The sequence below is a fragment of the Flavobacterium ammonificans genome (genome assembly GCF_020886115.1).
Lineage (GTDB): Bacteria > Bacteroidota > Bacteroidia > Flavobacteriales > Flavobacteriaceae > Flavobacterium > Flavobacterium ammonificans.
This window is the reverse complement of sequence record NZ_AP025185.1, coordinates 1,199,725-1,214,650: the sequence shown is the minus strand read 5'-3', so window position 1 is coordinate 1,214,650 and position 14,926 is coordinate 1,199,725. Positions and strand designations below refer to the sequence as shown.

General features: G+C 34.1%; 11 protein-coding genes. 6 read left to right on the top strand and 5 right to left on the bottom strand.

Translation table 11 applies throughout. The features are described from left to right. Positions 1-4: 4 nt before the first annotated feature. Both rpsG and rpsL read right to left on the bottom strand, forming a co-directional pair. Positions 5-481, bottom strand: coding sequence for a 30S ribosomal protein S7 (gene rpsG / locus LPC20_RS05145; protein ID WP_121337677.1), 477 nt, complete (start codon positions 479-481; stop codon positions 5-7). Positions 482-583: 102 nt separating this feature from the next. Next, positions 584-967: a 30S ribosomal protein S12 gene (gene rpsL, locus LPC20_RS05140; protein ID WP_007136570.1), complete on the bottom strand. Its 384-nt coding sequence runs from the start codon at positions 965-967 to the stop codon at positions 584-586. A gap of 396 nt (positions 968-1,363) precedes the next feature. Between rpsL and LPC20_RS05135 the strand changes: the two genes are divergently transcribed. The 6 genes from LPC20_RS05135 (at position 1,364) to LPC20_RS05110 (ending at position 12,780) form a co-directional block, all read left to right on the top strand. Next, positions 1,364-4,588 carry a SusC/RagA family TonB-linked outer membrane protein gene (locus LPC20_RS05135; protein ID WP_229323181.1) on the top strand — a complete coding sequence of 1,075 codons (3,225 nt, stop codon included), beginning with the start codon at positions 1,364-1,366 and terminating at the stop codon, positions 4,586-4,588. Positions 4,589-4,599: 11 nt separating this feature from the next. Beyond that, positions 4,600-6,009 (top strand): SusD/RagB family nutrient-binding outer membrane lipoprotein, encoded by a 1,410-nt coding sequence (locus LPC20_RS05130; RefSeq protein ID WP_229323179.1) that lies wholly within the window; start codon positions 4,600-4,602, stop codon positions 6,007-6,009. Positions 6,010-6,207: 198 nt separating this feature from the next. After that, positions 6,208-9,198, top strand: a complete 2,991-nt coding sequence (locus tag LPC20_RS05125; RefSeq protein ID WP_229323178.1) for a SusC/RagA family TonB-linked outer membrane protein — start codon at positions 6,208-6,210, stop codon at positions 9,196-9,198. Positions 9,199-9,209: 11 nt separating this feature from the next. Then, the gene (locus LPC20_RS05120; RefSeq protein ID WP_229327109.1) at positions 9,210-10,577 is read left to right on the top strand and encodes a RagB/SusD family nutrient uptake outer membrane protein; all 1,368 of its coding nucleotides are present in this window, start codon (positions 9,210-9,212) and stop codon (positions 10,575-10,577) included. 83 nt (positions 10,578-10,660) lie between these two features. Further along, complete coding sequence (gene rlmB / locus LPC20_RS05115; RefSeq protein ID WP_229327106.1) at positions 10,661-11,395, top strand: 23S rRNA (guanosine(2251)-2'-O)-methyltransferase RlmB; 735 nt, start codon at positions 10,661-10,663, stop codon at positions 11,393-11,395. Positions 11,396-11,502: 107 nt separating this feature from the next. Next, positions 11,503-12,780: a replication-associated recombination protein A gene (locus LPC20_RS05110; RefSeq protein ID WP_229327104.1), complete on the top strand. Its 1,278-nt coding sequence runs from the start codon at positions 11,503-11,505 to the stop codon at positions 12,778-12,780. On the opposite strand, the gene LPC20_RS05105 is transcribed toward LPC20_RS05110, so the two are convergent. The 3 genes from LPC20_RS05105 to radC are packed head-to-tail and all read right to left on the bottom strand — an operon-like array spanning position 12,777 to position 14,913. After that, a complete protein-coding gene (locus tag LPC20_RS05105; protein ID WP_229327101.1) occupies positions 12,777-13,520 on the bottom strand; it encodes a hypothetical protein in 744 nt (247 codons plus the stop codon). The two genes, LPC20_RS05110 and LPC20_RS05105, sit on opposite strands and share 4 nt — an antisense overlap. A gap of 2 nt (positions 13,521-13,522) precedes the next feature. After that, positions 13,523-14,212 (bottom strand): YjjG family noncanonical pyrimidine nucleotidase, encoded by a 690-nt coding sequence (locus LPC20_RS05100; RefSeq protein WP_229327098.1) that lies wholly within the window; start codon positions 14,210-14,212, stop codon positions 13,523-13,525. Positions 14,213-14,220: 8 nt separating this feature from the next. Next, positions 14,221-14,913 (bottom strand): RadC family protein, encoded by a 693-nt coding sequence (radC, locus tag LPC20_RS05095; RefSeq protein WP_229327096.1) that lies wholly within the window; start codon positions 14,911-14,913, stop codon positions 14,221-14,223. Between the last annotated feature and the right edge of the window lie 13 nt (positions 14,914-14,926).

The window sequence follows — 14,926 nt, the reverse complement described above, 5'->3', positions numbered from 1 at the left end:
TGAATTAAAATCTAAAGTGAGAGAAAGCTTTGTTAGCTTCTGCCATTTTGTGAGTATCCATTCTTTTCTTAACAGCAGCTCCTTCTTCTTTAGCCGCAGCTAAACATTCAGAAGCTAGTCTTTGAGCCATCGATTTTTCATTTCTTCTTCTAGAATAAAGTATTAACCACTTCATTGCCATAGAAATTTTTCTGTCTGGTCTAATTTGCATTGGAATTTGGAATGTAGCTCCACCAACTCTACGACTACGTACTTCTACGTGAGGCATAACATTAGTTAACGCATCTTTCCAAATTTCTAATGATGATTTTTCTGCATCTTGCTTTTTTGTTTCAATGATATCAATTGCATCATAAAAAACTTTAAAAGCTGTTGATTTCTTACCGTCCCACATTAAGTTGTTCACAAAACGAGTTACCAATTGGTCATTAAACCTTGGATCTGGTAAAAGTGGTCTTTTCTTTGCCGCTCTTTTTCTCATGTCTTTTTTGTTTTTAGAATAAAAATTTTTTCATTTATATATTTATAGGTATAGTAATAACTACACTTCTAAACTTATAAACTTCTAAACTTTTAGTTCAAATTACTTTTTTGCTTCTTTTGGGCGTTTAGCACCGTACTTAGATCTTCTTTGCGTTCTTCCAGCTACACCTGATGTATCAAGCGCACCACGAACGATGTGGTATCTAACTCCTGGTAAATCTTTTACCCTTCCACCCCTAACTAATACTATCGAGTGCTCTTGTAAATTGTGTCCTTCTCCAGGGATGTAGGCATTTACCTCATTACCATTTGTCAAACGTACACGCGCAACTTTACGCATTGCAGAGTTTGGTTTTTTTGGTGTAGTAGTGTAAACACGCGTACAAACCCCTCTTCTTTGAGGACAAGAATCTAAAGCAACCGATTTACTCTTCTTAGTTATCTGAGTTCTTCCTGTTCTTACTAATTGTTGAATTGTTGGCATAATTAATACTAAAAATTTCTTATTATATTAAATTCCCGCTTTTTACGGGGTTGCAAATGTATAAATAATTTTGAACTCTGCAAACCATAATTAATTAATTTTCAACAGTCTTAAAAATTTAATTTAAAAACCAACTTATTTTAGTAAGAGAATATGCTGTCCTTAACAGTAAAATATTTTTTTAACATAAATTATTAGATAAATTAAATAAACAAAGTCCGAATACTAAGAATATTAAAAAAAGCTTTATTAATTGCCTGAAAAAATGTAGAATTTTTAAAAACACAAAAACCAATAATAATAATTATTTATGATTTCTATAAAATAATTTAATATTTACTAGGATTGTTAACATATTATTAAGAGTTTTGCTTCACTAATTCAAAATAATTAAAAATGAAACTAAAATTAAATGGATTCTTAGTGCTGTTACTAGCACTAGTGACGCAAATTAGTTTTGCGCAAGAAAGAGTCGTTTCAGGAACTGTTTCTGACAATACAGGTTTACCTCTACCAGGGGTAAGCGTATTAGTTAAAGGAACTAAATCAGGAACGCAAACTGATTTTGATGGGAAATTCTCTATCAAAGCAACACCAAGTCAAATCTTGATATTTAGCTATATCGGGATGACCACTCAAGAAGTTAAAGCCGGATCAACTTCAATTAATGTTAAATTATCTGGAGGAGCTATTGAACTAGAAGGCGCTGTAGTTACGGCTATGGGTGTTAAAAAATCTAAAAAAGCTTTAGGTTATGCTTCTCAAGAAGTTAAGGGTAATGAGATAGCTGATACTCCAGTCACCAACTTTGCAGATGCACTATCTGGAGAAGTTGCTGGACTAGATATTCAATCATTTGGTACATTAGGTGGTTCTGCTAACATTATCGTTCGTGGATTTAAATCTTTGTACGGAAGTAATCAAGCCCTAATTGTAATTGACGGAACACCCGTATTGAACGAAACAAACAACAGTTCTGACGTTACATCAGGAAGAGGCGGATACGATTATGGGAATGCTGCATCTGACATAAACCCTGATGACATTGAAAACATAAACGTACTAAAGGGCGCTGCAGCAACAGCACTTTATGGGTCTAGAGCTTCAAATGGAGCGTTAATTATTACCACAAAAAAAGGTAAAAACGCTAAAGGAATTGGAGTTACTGTAAACTCATCCATAACAGTTGGAACAGTAGACAAGAATACGTTACCTGTTTATCAAAATAAATATGGCGCAGGATATGGAGCGTTTTATGGAGCAGATGAAGATAAATTTTTTAACGATCAATTTGATATTAATGGAGACGGTACAAATGACTTGTCAGTCCCATTTACAGAAGACGCTTCATACGGAGCAGCTTTTGATCCAAATTTAAATGTTTATCAATGGAACTCTATCTTTCCTGAGTTACCTGGTTACCGCAAGGCTACTCCATGGGTTGCAGGAAAAAATAATCCAAATTCATTTTTTGTAGATGCTTTGACTACAACAAATTCGGTTTCTTTCGGTAAAAGTACCGAACAAACAACTTTCCGAGTTGGATTTACTAATAAAATGCAGGAAGGGGTTGCGCCTAATGCATTGTTAAAAAGAAATACATTAACTTTTTCAGCTTCACAAAAGTTAAATGAGAAATTAACAATAACAGGAGATTTTTCATTTACAAACAACAACGGTAGAGGTAGAAATGGAACTGGATATAGTTCTGGAAATCCTATGCAAGCCTTTAGACAATGGTGGCAGACTAATGTTGACGTACAAGAACAAAAAGAAGCATTTTTTAACACTGGTAAAAATATTACTTGGAATACCAATTCTCATATAGATTTGTCTCCGATTTATACAGATAATGTATATTGGAATACCTATAAAAACTATCAAAGTGATAGTAGAGATAGATACACTGGTAACTTTGGAGCAACACAAAAAGTAAACAATTGGTTTAATATTGTTGGAAAATTTGCTTTTGATAGTCACTCAGAAATAAGAGAAGAAAGAATCGATGTTGGTTCAGCTGACGTTTCAGATTATACTGTTACTAACAGAAAAGCTTCTGAAATTAATTACGACATCATGGGTAACTTTAATCATGATTTCAGCAGTGATTTAAATTTTAATGGTTTAGTTGGTTATAACGTACGTGTTAACAAAAATAATTCCTTAGCTGCTTCAGCTAATGGAGGATTAGTAACGCCAGGTTTATTTACCCTTTCAAACTCAGTAAATCCTCTTACATCATTAGATTATAACAAAGTAGATTATACCAAACGAGTAGAAGGAGTTTTCGCAAAAGCCGGGATTGGGTATAAAGAGACTTATTACCTAGATGCATCGATAAGAAAAGATAAATCATCAGCCTTACCTTCTAGCAACAACGAATATTATTACCCTGCAGTTGCATCAACATTAATCTTTTCAAATTTAATTAAAAAAGATTGGTTAACATTTGGAAAATTTAGAGCTAATTATGCTGAGGTTGGAAACGACACTTCTCCTTATCAAGTATTGAATACCTATAATGTTGGAGCTGCCTTTAATGGAAATGCTTCTGCAAGTAATCCAAGTGCTTTAAATAATGCTAATCTAAAATCCGAAACCAGTAAAGAATTTGAATTAGGATTAGAGGCACAATTTTTAAATAATAGATTAGGAATTGATTTTTCATACTACAAAAGAAAAACCATCGATTTAATTACACCAATTACGGTATCTAATTCTACAGGAGCATCAAACCTTTGGTTAAATGGTGGGGATATGGAAAACACAGGATACGAAGTTGTGCTAAACGCTACCCCAATTAAAACATCGAGTTTTTCATGGGATGTTAAAGTAAACTGGTCTACCAACAAAGGAATTATTACAAGATTAGCTGAAGGAATTGAATTCATGCAACTAGCATCAGTTCAAGGTGGTGTAACTTTAGGTGGAGCCTTAAATGAGCCTTTTGGGGTTATTAGAGGAAAAGATTTGGTTTATCATACCAATGGACAACCAATTGTTAAAACTAATGGATATTACCAATTAACAAGTGGAACAACAGAAAAAATAGGAAATATAACTCCAGATTGGACTGGGGGTGTAAAAAACACTTTCAAGTACAAAAGCTTTAGTTTAAGTGCATTAGTTGATGTTCAAAAAGGTGGAGATGTATTTTCATTAGACACATGGTACGGTTACGCAACAGGATTGTATGACTTTACTGCAGGGACTAACGAATTAGGAAATCCAGTACGTAATTCAAAAGCTTCAGGTGGAGGAATTATACTGCCAGGTGTTCAGGCTGATGGATCTCCAAATACAGTTAGAGCGGCAGCCGATACCTATGCTAATCCATGGGGCTATGCTAGAGCAGCGCAATCTCAACACGTATACGATGCTTCTTTTGTTAAACTAAGAGAAGTTAGTTTATCTTATGTTTTCCCAAAAGACTTAATTAATAAATTATCTATTGAGAACTTATCTTTCTCATTGATTGGAAGAAACTTGTGGATAATTCACAAAAACACACCATACTCAGATCCAGAAGCAGGTTTAGGTTCAGGTAACGTTCAAGGATACCAATCTGGAGCTTACCCTGCAGTAAAAGAGATCGGAGCAAGTTTAAAATTTGAATTTTAAAAATGAAAAATATGAAAAAATATTTATTAATATTAGCTTCAATAATCATTGCTAGTTGTGCTAGTGATGAAAAATTTGAAGAACTGAATAAAGACCCTAACAATCCAACATCTGTGTCTTCGGAAGCACTATTTACTTCAGCAACGAAAGCATTATTTGATCAAATGGAAAGTACAAATGTCAATAATAACATATACCGTCTTTTATCTCAATATTGGACTGAAACAACTTATGTTGACGAAAGTAATTACGATTTTAACACTCGAGCTATTCCTCAAAATCATTGGAGTAGAATTAGCAGAGATGTGCTATTTGATTTGCAGGATGCAAAAAAATTAGCTTCAAATGATAAACAAAAAGCAATGATTTCAGTAATTGAAGTATATGCTTGGCAACAAATGGTAGATACTTATGGAGACATTCCATATACTGATGCTTTAAAAGGAGCAGTGGAACCAACACCCGCTTATAATGATGATGCAGCAATCTATACTGACTTAATAGTAAGAATTAATGATGCAATAACCAAATTAAACGGAGCTGGTACAGGATACACATCTGCAGATATTATTTTTAACGGAGACATTGCAAAATGGAAGAAATTTGCTAATTCTGTTAAACTAAAAATTGCCATGAGAATGGCAGATGCAAATAACAGTGTTGCTCAAACAACAGCTCAAGAGGCAGTAAATTCTGGAGTTTTAAATTCAAATAGCGACAATGTTGTTTTAAATTATCTTGGATCTACTCCAAATACAAATCCACTTTGGTTAGATTTAGTTCAATCTGGAAGAAGCGACTTTTTACCAGCTAACACAATTGTTGATCATATGAATGCTAAAAATGATCCAAGAAGAGCATTTTACTTTGACAATAATATGGGAGTTAATGTATATTCTGGTGCAACTTATGGAGCAGTTAGTAACTTTTTAAGTTATTCACATATTGGCAAAGTGATGCATCAACCAACATTCAGAGGAGTGTTGTTAGACTATGCTGAAGTTAGATTTTTATTAGCTGAAGCTATAGAAAGAGGCTATGCTGTAGGAGGTACCGCAGCTGCGCATTATACTGCTGCTATAGAAGCTAATATGACTGACTGGGGTGTTGCTTCTGCAGATATTGCAACTTACATAGCTAGAACCGATGTTGCTTATGCAACTGCAACAGGGACTTGGAGACAAAAAATTGGTTTACAATTTTGGTTAGCAATGTATAATAGAGGCTTTGAAGGTTGGTCTGTAAAAAGAAAATACGATGCTCCTTCATTCAATACTGCTGCTGTATCTGGTTTACCTTTACCAACTAGATATACTTACCCGTTGAATGAGCCAACACTAAATAAAACCAACTATGAAGCAGCTAAAACTGCAATGGGTGGAGATACTCAAACAACAAAAATATTCTGGGATAAATTTTAAGTTTTTTTTGATTAGTTGATAAGAAACCATCAGTCTTTGGCTGGTGGTTTTTTTTGTATTCAATAAAAAGGTATTTTGACTAAACTTTACTTAAAAACAGCAAATTTGGCAATGGAATAATTAAAAAATTAAGGTATAATTAGGATTATTAACAAATTATTAAGAGTTTTGCTTCACTAATTCAAAATAATTAAAAAAATGAAACTAAAATTAAAAGGATTCTTAGTGCTATTAGTAGCACTTGTGACGCAAATTACTTTTGCTCAGGAGAGAACCGTTTCAGGAACTGTTTCTGACAATGCTGGATTGCCTTTACCTGGCGTGAGTGTATTGGTTAAAGGAAGTAAATCTGGAACTCAAACAGATTTTGATGGTAAATTTACTATCAAAGCTACACCAAGTCAAACCTTGGTATTTAGCTATATTGGTATGAAATCTCAAGAAGTTTCTGCAAATTCTGTAACTGTTAATGTAAAACTTAAAGACGAAACAAATGTTTTAGACGCTGTTGTTGTCGTTGGGTATGGTACACAAACAAAGAAAAGATCTACAGATGCAATATCGAGAGTAACTGCTAAGGACATTCAACAAATCCCTGTTGCAAACGTTCAAAATGCTTTAGTTGGAAAGTTAGCTGGAGTTCAAGTTACTCAAACAAACGGAAAAGTTGAGGGAGGAATTAGCATTAGAGTTAGAGGTGCTGCTAGTATAAGTGCTGGTAAAGAACCTTTATACGTTTTAGATGGAGTTCCACTTATTACTACAAATGAGTCTAGTAATGGAGCACCAACAAACCCATTATTAACATTAAGTACTAATGAAATCGAATCCATTGACGTGCTTAAAGATGCATCATCTGCTGCTATTTATGGAGCAAGAGGTGCAAATGGTGTTGTAATTATTACTACAAAGAGAGGTAAAGAAGGAAAGGGAACTTTTACTATTAATATGTCTCAAGGGGTGAGTGAAGCAACCAAAAAAAGAAAATGGTTAAATGCTAAACAATATGTAGAGTTGTTTACAGAAGCTTCTATTAATGAATTAGGTGATGCTGCTGAAGCAGAAGATATGTTTGATTTCTTAGCACAAGGAACTGATTGGAGAAATAATGAAGTAGACTCTGATTGGCAAGATACAGCATTTCAAAGAGGACATACAAAAGATGTTGATTTTTCAACCTCAGGTGGTGATGCAAATACTAAATATTTTTTCTCAGGAGCTTATAACAATACTAATGGTATTATCAACAGCAACTCTTTGGAGAGAATAACTGCTAGAACAAACGTTTCCCACAAAGTGACTGATCGATTTACTGTTGGTATGAACTTAAGTTTTTCTAGAGCTGAAATTAATCGTGTTCAGGATGATAATGCCTTTACTACACCATTACAAGCGGTTGCTCAGTCTCCTCTTTCACCAATTCGATTGGAAGATGGTACGGCTAATCCAAACACTTTATATGCAAACTATTTATTAGCAATTGATAATTCATTTTGGAAAACTCTAGTTAGAAGAGTAACTGGAAAAGTGTATGGAGAGTTTAAAATTTCTTCACATTTTAAAGCAAATAGTGATTTTTCTTATGATTTAATGTCACAATCAGAGGATAACTGGAATGGTAAAAACACCCCTTTCCAAGCAACCGATGGAGATGTTTTTGCAAGTTCAGTAAATAATGAAACTTATATTACAAGTAACTATATTACATACGATCAAACATTAGCAGATAAACATTCTATTAATGCAGTTGTAGGTATGGAGTTTAACAAATTTAACAGAAGATACCAAGATGTTACTAGTATCTATTTCCCAAATGATAACTTTCAAACCATCGATGGTGGAGCCGAAGTAAATGGAGGAAGTGGAAATGAAACTGATTATACATTTGTATCTCAATTTGGAAGGGTAAGTTATTCATTTGACAACAAATACCTTTTCAAAGCAAGTATTAGACGTGATGGTTCATCTCGTTTTGGTATAAACAATCGTTTTGGGACTTTTCCTGCAGTATCTGCTGGATGGGTAGTTTCAGAAGAGAGTTTCTTAAAAGAAAATAAAGTTTTATCTTATTTAAAAATTAAGAGTAGCTGGGGAAAACTTGGTAATGCTGAAATTGGAAATTTTGCATCAAGACAATTTTACAGGCCTAATTCTTATAATTTAAGAACAGGACTTACATTTGCTCAAGCAGGAAATCCAAACTTAACATGGGAAAAGTCGGCTCAGATAGACCTTGGTACAGAAATTGGGTTGTTTAACAGAGTAAATTTAGAGTTTGATTACTACAAAAAGACAACAGATGGTTTATTGTTTAATGTACCACTTGCTTTAAGTTCAGGTACTACAACAATTAACCAAAATATTGGTGAATTAGTTAGTAAAGGAGTTGAATTTGTAATCAACACAAAAAATATTGACTCTGAAAATTTCAAATGGAATACTAGTTTGAATATTACAACTAACAATTCAATTGTTAATGCTTTACCAAATAATAATGCTGACATCATTAATACATTCACCATCAACAGAGTTGGCGAAAATGTATCGTCTTTCTACTTGAAAGAATATGCTGGTGTAGATCCTGCTAATGGAGATGCTTTATTTTATCTTAACACAAAAAATGCTGATGGTACTTTAAACAGAGCTACTACTAACAATTATGGTGCAGCTCAAAGAGTTATAGCTGGGAATCCTTTTCCAACTTTAATGTCTGGTTTAACAAATACTATTAACTATAAAGGTTTAGATTTTACATTTACATTTCAAGGAGAATGGGGAGCTAGTATCTATAATTCAGCAGGGCTTTATCAATCAGTTGCTGCAGACTATTTCGACAACCAAAGTATTGACCAATTAAACCGTTGGAGAAAACCGGGTGATATTACAAATGTTCCACAAGCTAGACTTTATGGAGGAAATGGTACAGGTCACTCAACTCGTTTCTTAGATAATTCTGATTTTGTTCGTTTAAGAAATATGACAATCGGCTATACTTTACCAAATAAAGTAATAAAAGATCTAGGTATGAGTAGTGTGCGTTTCTATGCAACAGGTGTAAATTTACTTACATTTACGAACTATTCTGGATATGATCCAGAAGCTAGAAGAGATGATACAGGAATTGGAGAAGAATTTTACTCAGCTCCTCCTGCCAGAACAATAGCATTAGGTGTAAATATTAATTTCTAAAAATTTCAAATATGAAAGCAAATCAATATATAATATATACACTTTTCGCAGCTCTTTTCATTAGTTGCGAAAGTGAGTTAGATGTTCAACCTAGACAAAGAGAAGATGCAACAATTTCTCTTAGTACAGAAAAAGGTATAAAAGATATTTTAACTGGAACTTATGCAATTGCAGCAACCGGTGATGTTTATGGAGGTAGAATTTTAGTGGCTGCCGATTTACTTGGGCAGACAGGTTCAACTGCTACTACGGATTTAAGATGGAGCGGAACTTTTGCTGATTTTAGACATATGTATGCAAAAACGATGTTAGTAAACAATCAATTTGCACAACAAATATGGGCTAGAAATTACGAAATGATAAATGCTGCAAATACAGTAATTGAAAACATAAGTAAAGTTGCAAGCGCGGATGATAAAAAAAGAATGATTGGCGAAGCTAATTTTTTGAAATCTCTAGCTTATTTTGACTTAGTTCGTTTCTTTGGAAAGCAATATGAAGCAGGTAAGAATAATACTCAACTAGGTGTTATTATTAGAGACAAAGCTATTAGTGATTTTACAATTGACCTTTCAGCAGAAAGAAGTAGTGTAGAAGCTGTTTATGCGATAGTAATTTCAGGACTTAATAAAGCATTTGACGATCTTCCTGAAGATAATGAATTTTATGCAAACAAGTATGCTGCAAAAGCTCTTTTAGCAAGAGTTTATTTGCAAATGCAAAACTATCCTGCTGCAAGAGATGCTGCTAATTATGTAATTCAAAATAGTGGTGCTGATTTATCAAGTAAATATGCAGATGCTTTCAATCATGATGTAAATCAAATTGAAGATATTTTCGCTATTCAAATTACAAAACAAACCGGAGACAATCAGGTTGTGAATCATTATGCCTCTGAAGCAAACGGAGGAAGAGGTGGAGATATTCACATTACTTCAAATTATTTAAATAAATTTGATGATGTAAATGATGATAGAAGAAATTTCAACAAAATAAATCCAGCAAATAATAGAAGACTTACTTCTAAATTTACGTCTCAATTTGGTGATGTAGGAATTATTCGTTTGGCTGAGATGTATTTGATTAGAGCTGAAACTAATTTTAGAGAAAACACTACTGTTGGAGCTACTCCGTTAGCCGATATTAATAAGCTAAGAACAAGAGCAAATGCAGTTAATTTTACTACACTAACTTTAGCTAGAATTCTAAGAGAAAGAGAATTAGAGTTAGGAATGGAAGGATTTAGAATTCATGATATCAGAAGAACGGGTGGAAGTGTAACTTCTAGTCTACCTTGGACTTCTGACAGATTGCTATTCCCAATTCCATTAAGAGAAATTGATAGTAATAAAAAGATTTCACAAAATTCAGGTTATTAAATCAATTCGTTTAGAATTAAATTAATGACTATAGTAAAAACCATCAGCCTTTGGCTGGTGGTTTTTTTTTGTATCTTTACGCCATGGAAAAAGAAAACATAATATTCGGGATACGCGCCATTATTGAGGCCATACAAGCAGGAACTGCAGTTGACAAAGTCTTTATTCAAAAAGAAATTGCAGGCGAACTGATGAAGGATTTAATGAAGGTGATGAAACGTGCCAATATTAATTTTTCCTATGTTCCAGTTGAAAAGCTAAACCGTTTAACACCTAACAATCACCAAGGAGCAGTGGCAAGTATTTCGCCTATTGGTTTCATGGAATTAGAACACTTAGTGGAATCCACTGTAGAATCGGGTAAAAAACCATTATTCTTGATATTGGATCAAATCTCTGATGCACGTAATTTCGGTGCGATTATTAGAACTGCTGAATGTACTGGAGTCAATGGTATCATTGTTCAAAAAGCAGGTTCCGCTCCTGTAAATGGAGACACAGTAAAAACTTCTGCTGGCGCTGTCTTCAATGTGCCAATCTGTAAGGTGGAACATATTAAAGATGCCATCTTTTACCTTCAAGGCTCTGGAATCAAAACAGTAGCCGCTACGGAAAAAACGGAGCAAAACATTTACGATATCACATTGAACGAACCGGTAGCCATCATCATGGGATCTGAAGACCGAGGAATCAATCCATCAGTATTAAAAATTGTAGATGAAAAAGCAAAACTACCTATGTTTGGAACAATTGGTTCTCTAAATGTGTCTGTTGCTTGTGGTGCCTTTCTTTACGAAGCAGTAAGACAAAGAAGTTAGATATATCAACCCCTTATTCCAAAAAAATAAATTTGTAATCCGGTTAAACAAATAACCGAATCAACAAATAAACTCATAACCAAATAAACTAATAACCCATTAATCCAATGGTAGCTCCTTTAGCAGAACGAATTCGTCCACAACAACTAGAAGACTATATTAGTCAACTACACCTTGTTGGACCAAATGGTTCGTTAACGCAACAAATTGCCAAAGGAATTATTCCTTCTTTGATTATATGGGGACCTCCTGGTTCCGGGAAAACTACTTTGGCCCAAATTATTTCGCAAGAATCAAAACGCCCTTTTTACACCCTTAGCGCAATTAATTCTGGAGTGAAAGATATTCGGGACGTTATCGAAAAAGCGAAACAAAGTGGCGGACTTTTTACCTCTAAAAATCCTATTTTGTTTATTGATGAGATTCATCGTTTTAGCAAATCACAACAAGATTCCTTATTAGCAGCTGTAGAAAAAGGTTGGATTACCTTAATTGGTGCGACAACTGAAAATCCAAGTTTTGAAGTTATTCCGGCATTATTATCGCGCTGTCAAGTATATACTTTGAATGCTTTTAATAAAGAAGACTTAGAGACCTTGCTTCACAGAGCAATGCAAACGGATGTTATTTTACAAAGGAAAAAAATAAATTTAGCAGAAACAGAAGCCTTGTTGCGACTTTCTGGCGGAGACGGACGCAAACTATTGAATCTTTTTGAACTAGTCGTAAACGCCTCCGATGAAGATGAAATTTTCATTACTAACGACCGTGTACTGGAATTAGTACAACAAAACACGGTTTTGTACGATAAAACTGGAGAGCAGCATTATGATATCGTTTCGGCCTTTATCAAATCCATCCGTGGGAGTGACCCTAACGGAGCCGTCTATTGGCTTGCTCGAATGATTGAAGGTGGTGAAGATGTAAAGTTCATTGCAAGACGTATGCTCATTCTTTCTAGCGAAGATATTGGCAATGCCAATCCAACTGCCTTTATAATGGCCAACAATACATTTCAAGCGGTCGCCACTATTGGCTATCCTGAAAGCCGAATTATTTTAAGCCAATGCGCCGTTTATTTAGCTACTTCTCCAAAAAGCAATGCCTCTTATCAAGCTATTGGCAAGGCGCAACAAATCGTAAAACAAACAGGTGATCTTTCCGTTCCAATTCATTTACGCAATGCTCCTACTCCATTGATGAAAGAATTAGGATATGGAGAAGAGTATAAATATTCGCATGATTATGCTAATAATTTTGCCGAACAAGAGTTTTTACCCGAAGCTATTGCAGGTTCAGCTATTTACGAGCCTGGAAATAATTCTCGAGAAAACTCGACTAGAGAATTCCTGAAAAACAGATGGAAGGACAAGTACGGTTACTAAAACTTAACTCGTACTAATTCCGAAAATAATTTATCGTTTTCATAGTATTCAAAAAACCACTGATTCTCTTTTTGAATTAGAACACCTTGTCTATTGTCCTTGATTGCAGTGTAAAGTGTTGGAACAGATGTTTTGTTCAACTTAAATACTACTTTTGGACTCGCATCAACTAATTGATAGCCTGTTGGGGTTGCTTGCGCATACAGTAATTCAGCGTTTGAATTAGGAGAATCTTGTACGACAGTTGCCGAACTTGAAATTGAAGAATTAACCGATTCTACCGGACTAACTTGTGTAAGTTGTTTAGCAGGTGATTGGTTCAACTCGTATTTATAATTCAAAGCATTTATTGATCTAAATGCATCATTTAAAGCCTCTGAATAAGCCGCTTCATACTCTTTTAGTTTACTTTTACCCATCTCCGATTGGTATACCAATTTGCCAAAACAATCGTTAAAGACTACAGCTAATTTAGTCATCAAAAAACCACTTTCTTTTTTTACATCTACCGTTAATAAACTGCATCGATCTTTATACTCAGATGGAATAGCTTCGTTGCTATAAAAAGCAACAAAACCTGCTTTCTGAAGGTTTAGTTTCGTTAGGGTAGCCAAACGATATTGATTTTCTGATTTCAAAAAATCGTATTTCAGTGGAATAATAACAGCTTTATAGTTATTGATATTTTGCGAAAAGGCAACTGTTGAAAACAAGATGAATACAAATACTAATTTTTTCATAATTATAAATAGTTTTTTAGTTCTAATAAATGGTTAATTTCAATTATCCCTTCTGGGCTAGTTTCTTTATTTGGGTTAAAAAATAGCGCTTCGATTCCAAAATCTATTGCGCCTTGAACATCCGCTTCTAAACTATCCCCAATCATAATGCTATTTTCTTTTTTGGCTTGAGCCAAATCTAAAGCATATTGAAAAATAATAGGATTGGGCTTCTTTACTCCTGCCATTTCAGAATTGGTAATCGTTTTAAAATACGTATCAATCTTTGAATTAGCAATTTTCTTATACTGAACATTAGCAAAACCATTGGTAATTATATGCAAATGATATTTTGTATTTAAATAATTTAATAATTCAATTGTCCCATCAAACAAATGATTATTGTCTGGTAAAATCGAGATATAATCTTCCGCAATTTGATGAATTAAACTATCTGGAATAGCATAATTTAAAGCATCGAAAGAATCTTTCAATCGTTTATAACGTAACTCTTCATGGGTAATTTTATCGTACTGATACAATTTCCAACAGGCTTGATTAATAGGCGCATACACTTCAATAAAATCATTTATTGCAATTTCAGGATGGTTTTTCTCAAATATAGTAGCAAACGCCATTTCAGAATTTTTATCGAAATCCCAAAGTGTGTGATCCAAATCAAAAAAAATGTGCTGTATAGTATTATTTTTCATTCCCCTTTTTACAAAATTCCTTGATCAACAAAACTGAAATAACTGGTCTCAGTTACTATTACATGGTCTAAAATAGCTATTTCTAAACTCTCCCCTGCGCGTTTTAACTTTTGAGTAATTTGCTTGTCAGCCTCACTGGGTTTCAAACTCCCAGAAGGATGATTGTGACACAAAACTAAGGAAGTGGCTCCCATTTCCAATGCTACTTTAAAAACCAAACGCACATCCACTACTGTTCCTGTAATTCCACCTTTACTCAATTGTGTTTTTGAAATCACCTTATTGGAATTATTCAGATATACTATCCAAAATTCCTCGTGAGGTAATTCGCCAATAATCGGTTGCATTAACTCAAAAATAATTTTACTTGATGTAATTTTAAGCAACTCAACAGACTCTTCTGCTCTTCGTCTCCTACCTAACTCTAATGCAGCAATTATTGTAATAGCTTTGGCCTCACCTATTCCTTTGAACTGCATCAATTGCGATAAACTTTGTTTTCCTAAGGCATTCAAATTATTAGAAACATTGGCTAAAATACGTTTGCTTAAATCAACTGCAGTTTCGTTTCGGCTACCAGAACCAATTAAAATAGCAATTAATTCGGCATCGCTCAAGGCATTTTTGCCTTTGAGCATGAGTTTTTCCCGAGGTTTATCATCTTCGGACCAACTACTAATGGGAAAGGGGGCGTTTTCCATATGCATTAATTTG

Coding starts and splice junctions, on each gene's coding strand:
- rpsG (WP_121337677.1), bottom strand. CDS start 481: ATGAGAAAAAGAGCGGCAAAGAAAAGACCACTTTTACCAGATCCAAGG.
- rpsL (WP_007136570.1), bottom strand. CDS start 967: ATGCCAACAATTCAACAATTAGTAAGAACAGGAAGAACTCAGATAACT.
- LPC20_RS05135 (WP_229323181.1), top strand. CDS start 1,364: ATGAAACTAAAATTAAATGGATTCTTAGTGCTGTTACTAGCACTAGTG.
- LPC20_RS05130 (WP_229323179.1), top strand. CDS start 4,600: ATGAAAAAATATTTATTAATATTAGCTTCAATAATCATTGCTAGTTGT.
- LPC20_RS05125 (WP_229323178.1), top strand. CDS start 6,208: ATGAAACTAAAATTAAAAGGATTCTTAGTGCTATTAGTAGCACTTGTG.
- LPC20_RS05120 (WP_229327109.1), top strand. CDS start 9,210: ATGAAAGCAAATCAATATATAATATATACACTTTTCGCAGCTCTTTTC.
- rlmB (WP_229327106.1), top strand. CDS start 10,661: ATGGAAAAAGAAAACATAATATTCGGGATACGCGCCATTATTGAGGCC.
- LPC20_RS05110 (WP_229327104.1), top strand. CDS start 11,503: ATGGTAGCTCCTTTAGCAGAACGAATTCGTCCACAACAACTAGAAGAC.
- LPC20_RS05105 (WP_229327101.1), bottom strand. CDS start 13,520: ATGAAAAAATTAGTATTTGTATTCATCTTGTTTTCAACAGTTGCCTTT.
- LPC20_RS05100 (WP_229327098.1), bottom strand. CDS start 14,212: ATGAAAAATAATACTATACAGCACATTTTTTTTGATTTGGATCACACA.
- radC (WP_229327096.1), bottom strand. CDS start 14,913: ATGGAAAACGCCCCCTTTCCCATTAGTAGTTGGTCCGAAGATGATAAA.